General features: G+C 28.8%; 17 protein-coding genes. All 17 read left to right on the top strand.

Annotated features, from left to right (window positions below):
• The first annotated feature begins 48 nt into the window (after positions 1–48).
• Positions 49–1,014 (top strand): CPBP family intramembrane metalloprotease, encoded by a 966-nt coding sequence (locus IPM32_08095; GenBank protein ID MBK8945218.1) that lies wholly within the window; start codon positions 49–51, stop codon positions 1,012–1,014.
• Positions 995–1,321 (top strand): DUF2007 domain-containing protein, encoded by a 327-nt coding sequence (locus IPM32_08100; GenBank protein ID MBK8945219.1) that lies wholly within the window; start codon positions 995–997, stop codon positions 1,319–1,321. Before IPM32_08095 ends, IPM32_08100 begins: the two co-directional genes overlap by 20 nt.
• A 3-nt stretch (positions 1,322–1,324) precedes the next feature.
• On the top strand, positions 1,325–2,152 hold the full coding sequence (locus IPM32_08105) for a phosphatidate cytidylyltransferase (GenBank protein MBK8945220.1): 828 nt from the start codon (positions 1,325–1,327) through the stop codon (positions 2,150–2,152).
• Positions 2,153–2,179: 27 nt separating this feature from the next.
• Positions 2,180–2,620, top strand: a complete 441-nt coding sequence (locus tag IPM32_08110) for a hypothetical protein (GenBank protein MBK8945221.1) — start codon at positions 2,180–2,182, stop codon at positions 2,618–2,620.
• Between the two features lie 142 nt (positions 2,621–2,762).
• A complete protein-coding gene (locus IPM32_08115) occupies positions 2,763–3,563 on the top strand; it encodes a M48 family metallopeptidase (protein ID MBK8945222.1) in 801 nt (266 codons plus the stop codon).
• 4 nt (positions 3,564–3,567) lie between these two features.
• On the top strand, positions 3,568–4,830 hold the full coding sequence (locus IPM32_08120; protein MBK8945223.1) for a T9SS type A sorting domain-containing protein: 1,263 nt from the start codon (positions 3,568–3,570) through the stop codon (positions 4,828–4,830).
• Between the two features lie 63 nt (positions 4,831–4,893).
• Positions 4,894–6,189, top strand: a complete 1,296-nt coding sequence (gene rimO, locus IPM32_08125; protein ID MBK8945224.1) for a 30S ribosomal protein S12 methylthiotransferase RimO — start codon at positions 4,894–4,896, stop codon at positions 6,187–6,189.
• Between the two features lie 15 nt (positions 6,190–6,204).
• The gene (locus IPM32_08130; GenBank protein MBK8945225.1) at positions 6,205–7,476 is read left to right on the top strand and encodes a GWxTD domain-containing protein; all 1,272 of its coding nucleotides are present in this window, start codon (positions 6,205–6,207) and stop codon (positions 7,474–7,476) included.
• A 2-nt stretch (positions 7,477–7,478) separates the two neighbouring features.
• Positions 7,479–8,441 carry a 1-phosphofructokinase gene (locus IPM32_08135; protein MBK8945226.1) on the top strand — a complete coding sequence of 321 codons (963 nt, stop codon included), beginning with the start codon at positions 7,479–7,481 and terminating at the stop codon, positions 8,439–8,441.
• Positions 8,419–9,972 carry a BamA/TamA family outer membrane protein gene (locus tag IPM32_08140; protein MBK8945227.1) on the top strand — a complete coding sequence of 518 codons (1,554 nt, stop codon included), beginning with the start codon at positions 8,419–8,421 and terminating at the stop codon, positions 9,970–9,972. Before IPM32_08135 ends, IPM32_08140 begins: the two co-directional genes overlap by 23 nt.
• 47 nt (positions 9,973–10,019) lie before the next feature.
• Positions 10,020–10,853 carry a geranylgeranylglycerol-phosphate geranylgeranyltransferase gene (locus tag IPM32_08145; protein MBK8945228.1) on the top strand — a complete coding sequence of 278 codons (834 nt, stop codon included), beginning with the start codon at positions 10,020–10,022 and terminating at the stop codon, positions 10,851–10,853.
• A complete protein-coding gene (locus tag IPM32_08150) occupies positions 10,850–11,488 on the top strand; it encodes a ribonuclease HII (protein MBK8945229.1) in 639 nt (212 codons plus the stop codon). Before IPM32_08145 ends, IPM32_08150 begins: the two co-directional genes overlap by 4 nt.
• A complete protein-coding gene (locus IPM32_08155; protein ID MBK8945230.1) occupies positions 11,478–11,837 on the top strand; it encodes a YraN family protein in 360 nt (119 codons plus the stop codon). The genes IPM32_08150 and IPM32_08155 overlap by 11 nt, the downstream gene beginning before the upstream one ends.
• A gap of 53 nt (positions 11,838–11,890) precedes the next feature.
• Complete coding sequence (locus tag IPM32_08160) at positions 11,891–12,694, top strand: ABC transporter permease (GenBank protein ID MBK8945231.1); 804 nt, start codon at positions 11,891–11,893, stop codon at positions 12,692–12,694.
• Positions 12,682–13,431 (top strand): ATP-binding cassette domain-containing protein, encoded by a 750-nt coding sequence (locus IPM32_08165; protein MBK8945232.1) that lies wholly within the window; start codon positions 12,682–12,684, stop codon positions 13,429–13,431. Before IPM32_08160 ends, IPM32_08165 begins: the two co-directional genes overlap by 13 nt.
• 12 nt (positions 13,432–13,443) lie before the next feature.
• The gene (locus IPM32_08170) at positions 13,444–14,484 is read left to right on the top strand and encodes an MCE family protein (GenBank protein MBK8945233.1); all 1,041 of its coding nucleotides are present in this window, start codon (positions 13,444–13,446) and stop codon (positions 14,482–14,484) included.
• A gap of 117 nt (positions 14,485–14,601) precedes the next feature.
• Positions 14,602–17,382 carry an excinuclease ABC subunit UvrA gene (gene uvrA, locus IPM32_08175; protein MBK8945234.1) on the top strand — a complete coding sequence of 927 codons (2,781 nt, stop codon included), beginning with the start codon at positions 14,602–14,604 and terminating at the stop codon, positions 17,380–17,382.
• Positions 17,383–17,396: the final 14 nt, after the last annotated feature.

The raw sequence follows: 17,396 nt of genomic DNA on the forward strand, positions 1-17,396 counted from the left end.
TCGCTTTAAAATGTAGAATCCCGAATTGCTTTTCTATATTTTTCAACCATGAATAATGAAAATATGTCGCAGCCGGAAAATAATCCAAATCAATTTCATAATGTACCAACAATGTCTCCCACTAAAGCGGCAGTTTTAGGTTTAATAGCCGTCTTTTTTATTTTTCAATTTGGCGGCGGACTTTTAGCTTTAGGAATTTTTGGGTTTGATATTAAAAATGCAGATATGAATTTAATGAGGCTGCTTACAATTGGCTCACAAATTTTATTTATACTTTTTCCCGCAATACTTTTCAGCAAATTAGTTTTTATTGATGTAACTTCCATTGTACGTTTCAGAATGCCAAATCCAAAAGAAGTTGGAATTTTCGTATTGGGATTGATAATTATTATGCCGCTTCTTCAAGAATATCTTCACGTACAAAATTATTTTATAAATGAAATTGCAAAATCCAATTCTTTAGTTGAAGGAATAAAAAATTTCTTCGATGAACTTGATAAACTTGTCGAAGAATCATATTTGCAATTGCTAACCGGAAATAATGTTTTTGAAATAATTTTAATAATTATTACAGTTTCCGTAACTCCGGCAATTTGCGAGGAATTTTTCTTTCGGGGTTTTGTACAAAAAAGTTTTGAATATAAACTTAAACCGTTAACATCAATTTTTATAACAAGTTTCTTTTTCGGAATTTATCATTTCAATCCATACGGTTTAGTTCCGCTTATTTTGCTCGGAATGTATTTTGGTTTTTCAGTTTATCTCAGCAATTCCATTATTGTTCCAATCATACTTCATTTTCTAAATAATTTTATTTCAATAATTGCATTTTTTGTTTTTGGCGAAGAAGAATTAATGCAGTCAAATTTTGTTGATGCGGAAGGAATTAATACTCACATTTTAATTTTTATTCTCTTGCTAATCTTATTTTCGGCATTTGTGTTTTTCCTAAAGAAAAATTATAATAAGATTGTAAATAACGAAGAGGTGCAAAATGATTTGTCCAAATTGTGAAATTGAATATGTTGAAGGAATTAAAATTTGTGTTGAATGCGGAACGGAATTAATTACAAACGAAAGTTTTGAACTCAATTTAATTAATTATGATGATTGGGAAATTGTGTTTACAACTTCGGATACAATTGAAGCTGAAATGATAAAAGCCAATCTGGAAGGCGCCGGAATTGAATCAATAATTTTATCTCAGCAAGATAAAAATTTTCCATCGCCGGGTGATTTATCAATAATAAAAATTTTGGTAAAGAAAGAAGATTTGGATGATGCAAAAGAAATTATTACTGATATTAGTAGGGAAGAATAAATTTTGGCTTTAGGAAATACTTCTGTTAGAATTTTAGTTTCGCTTGTTGCAATTCCATTAATTCTTGCTACTTGTTTTTATGGAAGAATTCCTTTTTTGATTTTTGTTTTGGGTATCGGACTAATTTCATTTTGGGAATTTTCAGAATTAGTTAAGAAAAAAAATATTTATCCAAATTTAGTTTTAGGATTTTTAACAGTTGCAATTTTTGTAATAAATAAATATTACAATTTCATGCAAGTTGAAATTATAATTTTAATTTCAGCAATTTTAATTTTGCTCACTGAACTTTTTAGAAATAAATCATCTGCAATTTTAAATACAAGCACAACTTTTTTAGGAATTTTGTATTTAGGAATGTTTTCCACATCAATTTTGGGAATTAGAGAATTCTATAATTTCTCAGAATTATTATATGATGAAGGCGGATATTTAATAATTTCAATTTTAGCATCAATTTGGATTTGTGATTCTGCGGCTTTTTTTATTGGTTCCGCTTTTGGAAAACATAAATTATTTCCAAGGGTAAGCCCAAACAAAAGCTGGGAAGGAGCAATTGCGGGTTTTGTATTTTCCGTTTTTGCAATGATTGCGGCAAAAGCTTTGGTGTTAGACAGCTTAACATTATTTGATTCAATAATTATTGGAATTATTGTTGGAATTGTTGGACAGCTTGGTGATTTAGTTGAAAGCTTATTTAAAAGAGATGCCGGAGTTAAAGATTCATCTAATTTAATTCCCGGTCACGGAGGAATTTTTGATAGATTCGATTCACTTTTATTAACTGCACCATCTGTTTATGTTTATTTGGTTTTATTTGTCAGCAACTAAAATTTTTTTCAAACTTCAAAATTAGATATGCAAAGAATTTTTATACTATTTTTTTTGATTGTTAATTCAATAATTTTTAGTCAATCTGAAATAAAAATATCACAAGAAAGATATATTTTTTTATTGGATAGTTTAACAAATGAAAAATCAAATTTGCAAATTGAAAAAATAGTTTTGTTGAAGGAGATAGATAGTTTAAAGCAATCAATAATTAAACTAACTGAAAATATTGAGTCTGCTAGAATTAAACAGCTGATAAAGAAATATGGAAAAGAAAATGGAACACGGATTGCTAAAGGTCAAGTTTGGAAAGGAATGAAAGAGAAAATGCTCGAAGACAGTTGGGGAAAACCCGATAATATTACAAAGAATAAAAAACAGTGGGGATTATTTACACAATGGTATTATGGAGATATTACATATTTCTTTAAAAATGGTGAAATGATTGGTTGGGAACAGAAGAAATAAGTTTGTAATATTAATATCAATTGTAAGTTAATAGAGCAACACTCAATTTGAAATTAGTTATTAAATTTGTTATGTGATTTACTAAATTGAATAAATCAATATAATTAAAATTCAAAATAAGTTTTAAGAATGTGAGGAAACAATGAAAAGTAAAATTTTATTAATTGTACTTTTAGCAATTTCTATTTTTACAAATTCATGCAGCACAGTGCCGGTAACCGGAAGAAATCAATTAAATATAATTCCAGCATCGCAATTAATGTCAATGAGTTTTCAGCAATATGATGAATTTCTAAAGACTAATAAATTAAGCAGCGATACAAAAAATATTGCCCTCATTAAAAACATTGGTGCAAAAATTCAGAAAGCTGTTGAACAATATTTTGCTGAACAAAAAATGTCGGATCAGCTTGATGGATATTCTTGGGAATTTAATTTAGTTGAAAGTGAACAAGTAAATGCTTGGTGCATGCCCGGTGGAAAAGTAGTTTTCTATACTGGTATTTTGCCAATTTGCCAAGATGAAGCGGGAATTGCAACGGTAATGGGACACGAAATTGCTCATGCAATTGCAGAACACGGCGGCGAAAGAATGAGTCAATCTCTATTAGTTGAATTAGGTGGAATGGGTTTACAAGTTGCATTGCAGAATGAACCTCAATTAACTCAACAATTAGCAATGACAGCTTTTGGAGTTGGTGCGCAAGTTGGAGTTTTATTACCTTTTAGTAGATTGCACGAAAGCGAAGCTGATCACTTGGGATTAATTTTTATGGCAATGGCTGGTTACAATCCTAATGAAGCAGTAAGTTTTTGGCAGAGAATGGCTGCTCAAGGCGGCGGTGCCCCACCGGAATTTTTAAGCACTCACCCTTCAAATGAAACAAGAATTAATGATTTAAAGAAATTGATTCCCAAAGCAATGCAATATTATAAAAAATAAGTAAATGTTTAATAAATATATTTTTGTTTTAATTTGTTTTTTAATTTTCATTGCAATATTGGCTCAAAATAATATTCCTACTTTTTCAGAAAGAGAAAATTTAGGTTTAATTGAAAATGATGAAATTGACGAAGCTTCCGGAATTGCAGCAAGTTACAAAAATCCCGGTGTAATTTGGACGCATAACGATTCTGGCGATAAAAATAGAATTTTTGCTCTTGATACAACTGGAAAAAATTTAGGCGAATATTTTCTTACCGGAATTGAAAATAGAGATTGGGAAGATATTGCTATTGGTCCAGGACTCGATGCTGCAAAATCATATATTTATATTGCTGATATTGGCGATAATGATGCTCAATATTCTCTAAAATATATTTATATAATTGAAGAACCTTTAGTTTCATTAAATCAAAATCCGGTTATTTCAACTATTGGCAAAGTAGAAAAAATTACATTTTATTATCCTGATGAACCTCGAGATGCAGAAACCCTAATGCTTGACCCAATTACAAAAGATTTATTTGTAGTAACAAAAAGAAATTCTAAAATTAATATTTATCGACTTCCATTTCCTCAATCAACAAATTCAAATATTGAGGCAGAAATTTCTGCTGAAATAAAATTGGATTTTGATCCGGAATTTAACAAACCATTTAATTATTTAACCGGCGGAAATATTTCGATAAATGGGACAGAAATTTTAATAAAATCTTACACAAATATTTTCTATTGGTATAGAAACCCCTCAAAATCAATTGCGGAAGTTTTAAGTGAAACTAAACCCGAAATTTTACCTTTTGAAAATACACTTGACGAAACCCAATGTGAAGCAATCTGTTGGAAACCTTATTCAGATATGGGCTATTACACATTGAGTGAAGAAAAAATTGATTATAATGGAACCACTTTAAATTTTCCTGCAAGTTTATATTATTATAAAAGAACTTCAGAAATTACATCTGTTGAAAATTTAAAGATTACAAACAATTTTAAACTTGAACAAAATTTTCCAAATCCATTTAATCCAATAACAAAAATTAAATATACTATTCCAGCCGATTTAGAGACATTGCATGCAACTTCTCTACAATTAATTGTGTATGATTTTCTTGGAAGTGAATTACAAACTTTAGTAAACGAACATAAAACTACCGGAAATTATGAAATAGAATTTGACGGCTCAAAATTTCCGAGTGGAATTTATTATTATGAACTTACTTATGGAAATTTTAGAAAAGTAAAAAAAATGGTTCTACTCAAATAAACACTTCACAAAATTATTCTTTTAAATAGTAAATTTGTTTATCAACTTCTAAGAAAATTCTTAATGTCAGAAAATAAAAATAGAATAGAAATTATTACTTTAGGCTGTTCAAAAAATGTTGTTGATTCGGAACGTTTAGCAAATCAACTTATTGCTAATAATTTTGAAATTACAAACACTTCAGAAAATTCGGATAGCATAATTATAAATACTTGCGGATTTATTGATGCCGCAAAAGAAGAATCTATCAATACAATTCTTGAAGCGATTGAACTAAAGAAACAAGGGAAAATTAAAAAAGTTGTCGTTGCGGGCTGTTTATCGGAGCGATTTAAAGATGAATTAAAATCAGAAATTCCGGATGTAGATGTTTTTTTCGGAACAGAAGATTACGAAGGAATTATTAAAGAATTTGGCGGAGATTTAAAAAAAGAATTGCTCGGTGAAAGGCAATTAACAACTCCAATACATTTTGCATATTTGAAAATTTCTGAAGGATGTGATAATCCTTGTTCGTTTTGCGCAATTCCGTTAATGAGGGGTTTGCATAAATCAAAACCGATTGAAGATTTGTTAAATGAAGTAAATTCGCTGGTTAAAAAAGGTGTAAAAGAATTAATTATAATTGGACAAGATACAACAGATTACGGCAAAGATATTTATGGAAAACGAAATCTTGCTGAACTATTACGCAAAATTTCTGAAATAAATGGAGTTGAATGGATAAAACTTTTGTATGCTTATCCATCACATTTTCCGGAAGATTTAATTGATGAAATTGCAACGAATCCAAAAATTTGTAAGTATATAGATATTCCGCTTCAGCATATTTCAGATTCGGTTTTAAAATCAATGCGAAGAGGAATTACAAAAAATACAACAATAAATTTATTACAAAAATTAAAATCGAAAATTCCTAATTTAGCGTTGCGTACTACGTTTATTGTTGGGTATCCGAATGAAACTGAAATTGAATTTGACGAATTGAAAAAATTTATAAAAGAATTTAAGTTTGATAAAGTTGGAGTTTTTAATTATTCGGTTGAAGAAAATACACCAAGTTTCATTTTAGGTGATAAATTTTCTGAAGAAATTAAGGAAGAAAGAAAGTTGGAAATTATGGAAATTCAGAAAGAAATTTCTTTTGCCAAAAATAAAAATCTAATTGGAAATAAATTAAGAGTAATTATTGATGATATTGAAGGTGAATATTTTGTTGGCAGAACTGAAAGGGATGCGCCGGAAGTTGATGGAGAAGTTTTAATTAAAGCTGAAAATAAAATGTTAAAATTGGGTGAATTTTATTTCATTGAAATTGTTGATTGTAATGAGTATGATTTATATGGAAAATTAGTTTAAAATTTGGGAACTAAAATGAAAACACTTTTAATTTTATTTATTTGTTTGTCAAATATTTTTGCTCAAGTGGAATATTCCAGAAAAGGCGGAACTGCGGGACAAACTCCTAAATTCTATATTGATATTGCAAATTATGCTAGTCAAGATTCCGGAAAATCGAAAATTGATGTTTTCATAAAAATTCCATATTCAAATATTCAGTTTATAAAAACTAATTTAGGATATTCTGCAAAATACGCTGTAACAATTTCGCTTTATGATGTTGAAGATGAAAATTTGAAATTGGAAAAACAATGGAATGAAAAAGTAAACACTCAAAATTTTAAGCAAACAGAATCTAACTCAAGTTTTAACATTAGTTATAAATCTTTAACACTTGTGCCGGGTGAGTATAAATTTGTTTGCAAAATTGAGGATTTGGAATCAAGAAAATATCATCCGTTTGAACAAAATATTAAAGTGAGAGAATTTTCAAAAAATTTGGATTTAAGTGATATTATAATTGTATCTGAATTTATTGAGACAAAAGAAGGCTCAAAAATAATTCCGAATATTTCTAATTTGGTTACATCTCAAGATTCGGCGCTTTCTTTTTTCTATGAACTTTACACAAACAAAGAGAACAAACAAAATATTTCATACAATATTGTTGATAAAGAAGGAAATCAACTTTACAAAACCGATGTTGTTCGCGAATTAAAAATTGGAAAAAATGAAATTCATGAAACATTGGAGAATATAAAATTTGCATTAGGCGATTATCAAATTGTTGTAAAAATTAATGATGAAAATCATAAAATAGTAAAAGGTATAACAAAGAAATTTTATTCAAAAATATTTGGATATCCAACTTCAATTAAAGATTTGGATGAATCAATAAAACAAATGCAGTACATTGCAAATTCTGATGATATTTCTTTTATTGAAGATGGTGAAAATTATAATGAAAAATTAAATAGATATTTAAATTATTGGAAGAGATTGGATCCATCGCCAAATACAGTTGAGAATGAAACGCTGAATGAATACTACAGAAGAGTTGAATACGCAAACGATAATTTTGATGGATATTTTAAAGGTTGGCGAAGTGATATGGGAATGGTTTATATAACTCTTGGTCCACCGGATCAAGTTACTAGGCGACCTTATGAAATTGACTCAAAGCCATATGAAATATGGGATTATTACATATTGAACAGAAGTTTTATTTTTGTCGACCAAACAAATTTTGGTGATTACAGATTAGAAAATCCGGCTTACGGAGATTGGTTTAGATACAGACCTTAAAAATGGTATTATCAATTACATTAAATCCGCTTTTAGAAAGAAATTTATTTTTTAAAAATCTTTCACAAAATTACCGTGCATACAAAGAGAATTATTCAGCAGGTGGAAAAGGAATTAATGTTAGTCGGCAATTAAATTTTTTAGGAATTCAAAATCACTCATTAACTTTTCTTGGCGGAAACAAAGGCAAAATAATTAGATCAATTCTCGAAAAAGAAAATATTAATTTCAGCTCAGTAAATACAAAATCCGAAACCCGCGAAGCTTCATTAATTTTTGATGAAACCAACAAAAAACTGCAAACTTATTTTGGAGTTAATCAAGTAATTTCAAATGAGGAAATTTCTCAATTCATTTTGAAAATGGAAAAAGCAATTACAAATTCTTCTGTTGTTGTTTTTTCCGGAAGCGTGCCGAGCGAAAATTGCTCACAAATTATTGAAAAAGGTTTAGAGTTTTGCAATCAATATGATAAAATTTCTGTTCTTGATACTTACGGAGAAAATCTTGAAAATCTAATAAAACTAAGCCCAACAGTTATTCACAATAATGCTGATGAAATAAAAAAACATCTCAAAGTAAAATTAGATTCGGAAAAGGATTATCAAACTATTTTAAATGATTTTTATAAATTCGGAATAAATTTATCATTTATCACAAACGGAAAAAATTCTTTTTATGCATCAAAAGCAGATTTTAATTACAAAGTTGAAAATCCGATTGTTGATGAAATAAATCCAACCGGAAGCGGTGACGCATTTTTAGCCGGAATTATTTATGGATTAGAAAAATCATTAATATTTAATGATTTTGTTAAATTGGGCTCTGCGCTTGGTGCTTTAAATGCTTCAACTTTAGAAGTTTGTAAAGTAAAATTGGAAGATGCACAAAAGTTAACTTCGCAAGTTACAATTCAAGAAATAGGAAAAAAAATAAAAATAATTGATGATTCGCCAACCATTTAATAAAATTATTTTCGCCATTTCGTTTTTACTCTCACTTACAATTTATTCTCAAAATGATTTAAATAAAATTTTCGAAAATGAAATAATTATTGTTCGAAAAATTAATGTTAGCAATGAGAACAAATCTGACTCACTTATTTACAAAAAATATTTTCAAAAACTTATTGATGCTCAATTTAATCCGGAGTATTTGGAATTTGAAATAAATAATATTTTAAACTTTTACGAAAATAATGGATTTCCATTTGCTGAAGTTAAAATTCAATCAGTGATAATAAATTCAGATAGCAACAATAATAAATTTGCGGATATTTATATTTCAATTCAAAAAGGTGAGTTGCAAAAAATCAGTAAAGTTGAAATTGAAGGAAATATTAAAACAAATAATAATGTAATTATTAATGAATTAAGAATTGCAAGTGATGAAAAATATTCTCAAGAGAAAATTGATAGAATTCCAATTCTTCTTAATAAGTTAAATTTTTTTGAATCGGTTGAAACTCCAAAATATTTTGTTGATAATGAAAATAATGGAGTTCTTAAAATTTCTATCAAAGAAAAAAATACAAATTCATTTGATGGAATAATTGGTTACGTTCCCGCACAAACTGAAAGCGGAAAAGGTTATTTAACTGGTTTTGTAAATATTATTTTAAGAAATTTATTTGGAACTGGTCGCGGAACCGCAATAAAATGGCAGCAAGAAAGTAGTGCAACTCAAGAACTTAGTTTAAAATATTTAGAACCGTGGCTTTTTAATTATCCGTTTAATCTTAATTTGGAATTTTTTCAAAGAAAACAAGACAGCTCTTACGTTAAAAGATTATTCGGCGGAATTTTAGAATTTCTCGCAACTGAAAATATAAGCGCTGCATTAATTTTAGAAAGTGAATTTGTTATACCCACATTGACTCAAAAGGCAATAAATAATATTCCAAATTCTTCTTCATTAAACAGTGGATTGAAAGTAAAAATTGATTATCGCGATGATATTTTTTCTCCAACTGAAGGATTAGTTTTTGGTTCAACTTACAAATACCGACAAAAAAAAATAAATTCATCGACAAATTCCGAATTAAACGGAAATATTAATTATCATAATTATGAGCTTGAGTTCGGCGGTTATTATTCATTTTTCAAATCACAAGTTCTTTCTCTGGAGATTGATGCAAAAGAAATTATTGGTGATTATTTTGATGCAAGTGATTATTTTCAATTTGGCGGAACAAATTCTTTAAGAGGTTATAGAGAAAACTCTTTTATTGGGAATAGAGTAATTTGGTCAAATCTTGAATATAGATTTTTACTTTCGCAAAGAAGTTTTCTTTTTACATTTTGGGATAGTGGTTATTTTTTGCAGACGAACAATTTAGAAAATTCAGAAATTCGTAAAGAAAGATTTGCAAATGGTTACGGATTGGGATTAAGTTTAGAAACCGGTTTGGGAATAATAAAAGTTAGTTATGCAATTGCTGAAGGAACTTCTTTGCTAAATGGATTTATTCATTTCGGCTTGGTTAATGATTTTTAGAATTTATAAAATTTATAAAGTCAGATAAAACAAAGTAAATTATTTTTATGAAAAAATTTTTGGCAATAATAAAAATTTCTCGACCAATAAATTTTCTCATAACATTTATTGTTGTAATTTCATCCGCAATAATTTCTTCGGAAGATTTTTACGTTTCGCAAAATATTTTTGTGGCAGCTTTTTCAGCATCATTAATTGCGGCAGCTGGAAATATAATTAATGATATTTTTGATTTTAATATTGATTTAATTAATCGTCCAGAAAGACCGCTTCCGGCAAATGAAATCTCAATAAACTTTGCAATTATTTTATATATAATATTTACTGCTGGTGGATTATTTTTATCTTATTACATTTCATGGGATTTATTTTTTATTGCAATTTCTGTAAGTCTAATTTTACTTCTTTATTCATATTTATTAAAAAGAATAATTCTCCTTGGCAATATTACAATAGCTTTTTGTACGGCATTGGCATTTATTTATGGCGGAGTTACGGTTAATAATTTACAAGCCGCAATTATTCCAGCATTGTTTGCATTCTTAGTAAATTTAATTCGAGAAATTGTAAAAGATGTTGAAGATCAAAAAGGTGATTTAGAAAATAACATAATTACTTTTCCTTTAAAGTTTGGAATGAGATCAACAAAAATAATTTTGTCGTTTCTCATTATTGTTTCAATTCTGTTTACATTTTATCCATTTGTAAATTCCATTTACAAAATTGAGTATTTTTTAATTGTACTTTTTTCTGTTAATTTAATTTTGGCGTATGTTTTAAAACTTATACTAAACATTAATTTTGAAAATAAAATATCACAAATAAGCAATTTACTTAAACTAAGTATGATTTTTGGACTAATAGCAATACTGTTCGGATAATTTTGGAAAATAAAAAATTCGATTTACAATTTATTTCTGATGATAAAATTTTACTTGCCGGAATTGATGAAGCTGGTCGCGGACCATTAGCTGGACCAGTAGTTGCAGCAGCAGTTATTTTTGAAAAAGATATTTTTATTCCCGGTGTAAATGATTCAAAACAATTGAATGAAAACCAAAGAGAAAGTTTAGATAAATTAATAAAAGAAAAAGCCATCTGTTTTGGATATGGAATTGTTGATGAAAAAGAAATTGATAAAATTAATATTCTTCAAGCAACTTTAAAGGCAATGAAAATTGCAGTTGAAAATCTAAACGTAAAACCAAATTTAATAATTATTGATGGAAACAAATCATTCAATTCTAAAATTCCGACTAAAACAATTGTAAAAGGTGATACAAAATCTTTCTCAATAGCTGCAGCTTCAATTTTGGCAAAAGTTAAAAGAGATGAAATAATGAAAAATGCTGCAATTAGTTTCCCACAATATTTTTGGGAAAAGAATAAAGGGTATGGAACCAAACAGCATATTGAAGCAATTAAAAAATACAATTACTCTCCTATGCATCGAAAAACATTTTTGAAAAATATTTTTCAAAGTAATCAAGAAACTTTTATTAAAAATGAAAAATAATAAAAAAGAAACCGGTGATATAGGTGAAAAAATAGCAACTGATTTTCTTGCTGAAAAAGGTTTTGAAATTATTGAAAAAAATTATCATTTCGGTCACGGTGAAATTGATATTGTTGCAAAAGATAAAAATGTTTTAGTTTTTGTAGAAGTTAAAACTCGTAAAAATTTGGAATTTGGTGAACCCGAATTAGCTGTTACAAAAAATAAACAGAGACAAATTAGAAAAATTGCAGAAGCATATTTGTATGAAAAAAATATTAAAGATATTGATTGCAGATTTGATGTATTTGGAATTTTACTTAACAAAAATCTTCCACCTAAAATAACTTATATTGAAAATGCTTTTTAGTATATTAGATTATTAGAAAAATTCATTTTGTAATTCCTAAAAATTTATTGCTAATGAATCTGCCAAATCATATAAATAAAAAAGATTTAACTTTTCGCGAAAGATTATATAATTTTTTTGCAACAATTACTGGACTCTCAATTTTTAATTGGGAAATTTTAAAGCAAGCATTTGTTCCTCCGTATGAAATTCCGGAAATAAAAAAACACATGAATGAATTGGGAATTAAAACTTTTCCAATTGTAAGTATTACGGGATTCGTAATCGGGTTGGTTATTGTGATGCAAAGTGAACCGGTATTTGTAAGATTCGGCGCTTCCGATTTTCTTCCCGGCGCTTCAGCGCTTTCCATTGTACGTGAATTAGCTCCGGTAATTACAGCATTAATTTTTGCCGGAAGAGTAAGCTCCGGAATTGGTGCAGAGCTCGGTTCAATGCGTGTAACTGAACAAATTGATGCAATGGAAGTTTCAGCAATAAATCCGTTTAAATATTTAGTTGTTACTAGAGTTATTGCAACAACAATGATTCTTCCAATATTGACTGTGTATGTTATTTTTCTTGCAATCGGCGGAGGCTTTTTTGCATTAACACTTTCGCAAGGAATGAATTTTGAATATTATAAAAACGCTGTTGTGGATAGCGTAAAATTCGGTGATTTAATTCCAAGTATTTCCAAAACTTTTGTGTTTGGTTATATTACCGGAATTGTTGGATGTTATAAAGGATATATTGCAGATGGCGGAACCGAAGGAGTTGGAAAAGCATCAACAACTGCAGTAGTTTTGGCATCATTAATTATTTTATTATTTGATACTGTTTTAGTAAAAATCTCTTTAATGATATGGCCGATGTAAATTATATTATCCGAATTGAAAATCTTAGTAAAAAATTTGGCGATAAAATTGTTCTTGATGATATTTCACTCAACGTAGAAAAAAGTGAAAACCTTGTTGTTTTTGGAAGAAGTGGAACCGGAAAAAGTGTTTTACTAAAATGCATAGTTGGATTATTAAAACCGGATAATGGAAAAATTTATATTAAAGATAAAGAAGTTACATCGCTTTCTTCTAAAGAATTGAATAAAGTAAGAAAATTTACAAGTTTTCTTTTTCAAGGTGCAGCTCTTTATGATTCAATGACTGTGAGGGAAAATTTAAAATTTTCACTTCAGAGAAATGTTGAAATTTCAAATCAAGATGCAGAAAAAAAAATTATAAAAACTTTACAAATGGTTTCACTTGCAGATGCAATAGATAAAATGCCTTCGGAGCTTTCTGGTGGAATGAAAAAAAGAATTGGTTTGGCAAGATCAATAATTACTGATCCGGAAATAATGTTTTATGATGAACCAACAACCGGTTTAGACCCAATATCATCTAAAGAAATTAGTGAATTAATTTTGGAATTACAGAAGCAGTTAAAAATGACATCAATAATTGTTACTCATGATTTAAATTGTGCAAGTATAATTTCTGATAGGAACATTTTTCTAAAAGACGGCAAAATTGCCTACCAAGGAAAAATTGAAGAATTGGCAAAATCACAAGATAAATTTCTTAATAATTTTTTCAGTACAAACATAGTTGAGTAAAGAGAGGATTAAATGTTAAAGCAATTGGAAGGAGCAAAACTCGGACTTTTCATTTTTCTGGGAACAGTTCTTTTAGTTATTGCAATTTTTCTTATCGGAAGTAAAGAATCATTATTTACAGATAGTATTTATGTTAAAACATATTTTGATAATGTTGAAGGTTTGCGAACCGGCGCAGCAGTTAGGTTAAACGGATTAAATGTAGGAAGCGTAAGTGATGTAAAGTTGATGGAAGTAAATCAATACCGTGTTGAAGTTACTATGAGAATCAGTGAAAATGTTAAAGAGTTTATAAGATTAGACAGCGAAGCCGGAATTGAAACCGAAGGGATAATTGGAAGTAAAATTGTAATAATTACGCCCGGTTCAAAAGAAAATGCAACAATTGAAAACGGTGGAGTAATACTTTCAAAGGCTCCTATAAATATGTCACAAATTATTTCTGAAACCCAAAGCATTATGGGTTACATGAAAGATTTAACAAAAGAACTTTCCGAAGTTTTGGGTAAAGTAAATGCTGGCGAAGGAACTATTGGTAAATTAGTAAATGATAAAGAACTTTATACCGAAACAGTAACCATAGTAAAATCTGCTGATGTTGCACTGAACATAATGGTTGATAGATTGGAAAAAATGTCCGTATTTATAATCGGACTTGGAACCAACGTTGAAAATATTGTTGGAAATGTTGATAGCGCTGCAATTGATTTAAGAAATTTAATTGATAGAATAGAAAAAGGTGAAGGTGCACTTGGAGCTTTAATTTCGGATGCAAGTGTTTATGATTCAATAAAAACAATTGTTTCGAATTTAACGCAAACAACCGAAAATGCTAAAATTGGTGCAGATGGATTTGCTGAAAATATGGAAGCATTAAAGCATAATTGGTTATTTAAAAATTATTTTGAACAAAGAGGTTATTGGAAAAAATCTGAGTTCGAAACAAAAATTGATAATCAATTAAAATCAATTGAAGAGCAAAGTAAAACTTTAGATTTAAAATTAAAAGAACTTCGGGAATTGGAAGAAAGAATTTCCACAAAGAAAGAATAACTATTTTTGAATTTTAATATTTAGAAAAATCTATTAAAATTTTCTTATTTAAATAATTTTAAAATTCACACCAAAAATTACTATTTTACAAAATTGTAATTTACTAATCCCAATCTAATGGAAGAAAAAAATAATATAGATATTAGAAATAAAATTATTCTTAAAGGTGCAAGAGAGCATAATCTAAAGAATATAAATCTGGAAATTCAAAAGAATCAATTAGTTGTTTTTACCGGAGTAAGCGGAAGCGGAAAATCTTCGTTGGTTTTTGATACAATATACGCCGAAGGTCAAAGAAGATTTGTAGAAAGTCTTTCTTCTTATGCACGCCAATTTCTTGAAAGAATGAACAAACCCGATTTGGATTTTATTTATGGAATTTCTCCAGCAGTTGCAATTGAACAAAAAGCCGGCGCAAGAAATCCAAGATCAACGGTTGGAACTTCAACAGAAATTTATGATTATCTGCGTTTGCTTTTTGCACGCATCGGAATTACATATTGTTTTGAATGTGGAAATATCGTAAAAAAAGATTCTGTTGCAACAATAACACAATGGCTTGAAGAAAGAAATGAAGAAACAAAATTTTATCTTGCGTTCCCAATTCATAAACACGAGGGGAGAAATGTTGCAGAAGAATTAAGTCATTTAGTTAAAAAAGGATTTTACAGAATATTTTATAAAAATAAATTAATTGATTTAAATACTCCAGAAACTTTACCAAAGAAGAAAGACGATATTTTTGTTGTAATAGAAAGATTTAAAATTAAAAAGGGAAGAGTTAGAGAACTTCTTGCTTCATCAATAGAAATAACGTTAAAAGAAGGTGAAGGCAAATTAACAGTTATAAATGCAGATACAAATGAGTTGAAGCATTTTAATAATCAATACGAATGTTGCGGAATAAAATACAGCGAACCCGAACCAAGATTTTTTTCTTTTAATAATCCATATGGCGCATGTCCAGTTTGCCAAGGTTTCGGAAAAACAATTGGTTATGATATGGAAAAGGTAATTCCAAATCTGGATTTAACAATTCTTGAAGGCGCAATTGCTCCATGGCGAACTCCGAAATTCAGCAAATATTTACGTGATTTAATTCGTGTTGCTAAGGAAAATAAAATTCCAATTAATATTCCATTCCGACAATTATCTGAAGTTCAGTTAAATAAAATTATGAGTGGGTTTGATAAATTTATTGGAATTGAACCATTCTTTAAAAAACTTGAGCAGAAAAATTATCAAATGCATATTAGGATTTTGCTTAGTAAATATAGAGGTTACACAACTTGTTACTCTTGCAAAGGATCACGATTACGAAAAGAAGCGCTTCAAATAAAAATAAAGTTTAAATCAATGCTGGATATTGTGAAAATGCCCATTAATAAACTTTACGATTTTTTTGAAGAATTAAAATTAACAAATTACGAAAATGAAATTGCCGGAAGCGTATTAAAAGAAATTCAAAAAAGATTAAAATTTTTAAATGATGTTGGATTAAGTTATTTAACATTAGACAGATTGAGCAGCACACTTTCCGGCGGTGAAACACAGAGAATAAATTTAGCAACATCTCTCGGCTCGGCATTAATTGGAACTTTATATGTTTTGGATGAACCGAGTATTGGACTTCATCCAAGAGATAACGGGAAATTAATTAGTATTTTAAAATCTTTACGAGATATTGGTAATACAGTTTTAGTTGTTGAACATGATGAAGAAATGATGAGAGAAGCTGATTATATTTTTGATATTGGTCCAAAAGCCGGAAAAAACGGTGGTGAAATTATTGCAAACGGAACTTATCAAGAAATTATTAAAAATGAAAAATCGCTTACCGGACTTTATCTTTCCGGCAATAAAAAAATTCCCTTACCGGAAAAAAGAAATTCGGAAGAAACAATAAAAATTAAAATTACCGGAGCCGCAGAAAATAATCTTAAAAATTTAGATGTGGAAATTCCTTTACAAAAATTTGTTACAATTACCGGAGTTAGCGGTTCGGGAAAATCCACATTGGTACATGATATTATTTATGGCGGAATAGCAAAAATGCTTGGGAAAAATCCCGATAAAATTGGAAAGTATAAATCTATTGAAGGTATTAACTCGATTGAAGAAATTGAAATTGTTGATCAATCGCCGATTGGAAAATCGCCAAGATCAAATCCAATTAGTTATGTAAAAGGTTATGAAATTATTAGAGATATTTTTGCATCAACTCCGCAAGCAAGATTAAGAGGTTATAAACCCGGATTCTTTTCATTCAATGTTGATGGCGGAAGATGCGATACTTGTAAAGGTGACGGATTTGTCAAAATTGAAATGCAGTTTTTAGCTGATCTTTATCTTGAATGTGATGATTGCAAAGGTACAAGATTTAAAAAAGAACTTAGAGAAGTTACCTACAAGAACAAAAATATTGTTGATGTTTTAAACTTTACCGTTGATGAAGCCGTTGATTTTTTTTCCGGAAATGATAGAATTTTAACTTATTTAAAAACTCTGCAAGATGTTGGCTTAGGATATATTCATCTTGGACAGCCATCAAATACATTATCCGGTGGGGAAGCCCAAAGAATAAAACTTGCAAAGCATTTGATTTCACAGCAGAAAAATAATCACACACTTTTTATTTTTGATGAACCAACAACCGGTTTACATTTTGATGATATTGATAAATTATTGAAGTGTTTTAATGTTCTTGTTGAAAATAAAAATTCGGTAATTATAATTGAGCATAATTTAGATGTAATAAAATGTGCGGATTATGTTATAGATTTGGGTCCGGATGCTGGAGATAAAGGTGGAGAAGTTGTTGCCGTTGGAACTCCGGAAGAAATTGCGATGAATGAAAAATCAATTACGGGAAAATTTTTACGGCATTATTTGAATTAGTTAAACAAGTAGAA

The sequence above is a fragment of the Ignavibacteriota bacterium genome, from assembly GCA_016716225.1.
Taxonomy (GTDB): domain Bacteria; phylum Bacteroidota; class Ignavibacteria; order Ignavibacteriales; family Melioribacteraceae.

Bases quoted from the DNA above. Each gene is read 5' to 3' on its own strand.
- IPM32_08135 (MBK8945226.1), top strand. From the start codon at position 7,479: ATGGTATTATCAATTACATTAAATCCGCTTTTAGAAAGAAATTTATTT.
- IPM32_08170 (MBK8945233.1), top strand. From the start codon at position 13,444: ATGTTAAAGCAATTGGAAGGAGCAAAACTCGGACTTTTCATTTTTCTG.
- IPM32_08130 (MBK8945225.1), top strand. From the start codon at position 6,205: ATGAAAACACTTTTAATTTTATTTATTTGTTTGTCAAATATTTTTGCT.
- IPM32_08120 (MBK8945223.1), top strand. From the start codon at position 3,568: ATGTTTAATAAATATATTTTTGTTTTAATTTGTTTTTTAATTTTCATT.
- IPM32_08095 (MBK8945218.1), top strand. From the start codon at position 49: ATGAATAATGAAAATATGTCGCAGCCGGAAAATAATCCAAATCAATTT.
- IPM32_08160 (MBK8945231.1), top strand. From the start codon at position 11,891: ATGAATCTGCCAAATCATATAAATAAAAAAGATTTAACTTTTCGCGAA.
- IPM32_08115 (MBK8945222.1), top strand. From the start codon at position 2,763: ATGAAAAGTAAAATTTTATTAATTGTACTTTTAGCAATTTCTATTTTT.
- IPM32_08145 (MBK8945228.1), top strand. From the start codon at position 10,020: ATGAAAAAATTTTTGGCAATAATAAAAATTTCTCGACCAATAAATTTT.
- IPM32_08110 (MBK8945221.1), top strand. From the start codon at position 2,180: ATGCAAAGAATTTTTATACTATTTTTTTTGATTGTTAATTCAATAATT.
- uvrA (MBK8945234.1), top strand. From the start codon at position 14,602: ATGGAAGAAAAAAATAATATAGATATTAGAAATAAAATTATTCTTAAA.
- IPM32_08100 (MBK8945219.1), top strand. From the start codon at position 995: ATGATTTGTCCAAATTGTGAAATTGAATATGTTGAAGGAATTAAAATT.
- rimO (MBK8945224.1), top strand. From the start codon at position 4,894: ATGTCAGAAAATAAAAATAGAATAGAAATTATTACTTTAGGCTGTTCA.
- IPM32_08155 (MBK8945230.1), top strand. From the start codon at position 11,478: ATGAAAAATAATAAAAAAGAAACCGGTGATATAGGTGAAAAAATAGCA.
- IPM32_08165 (MBK8945232.1), top strand. From the start codon at position 12,682: ATGGCCGATGTAAATTATATTATCCGAATTGAAAATCTTAGTAAAAAA.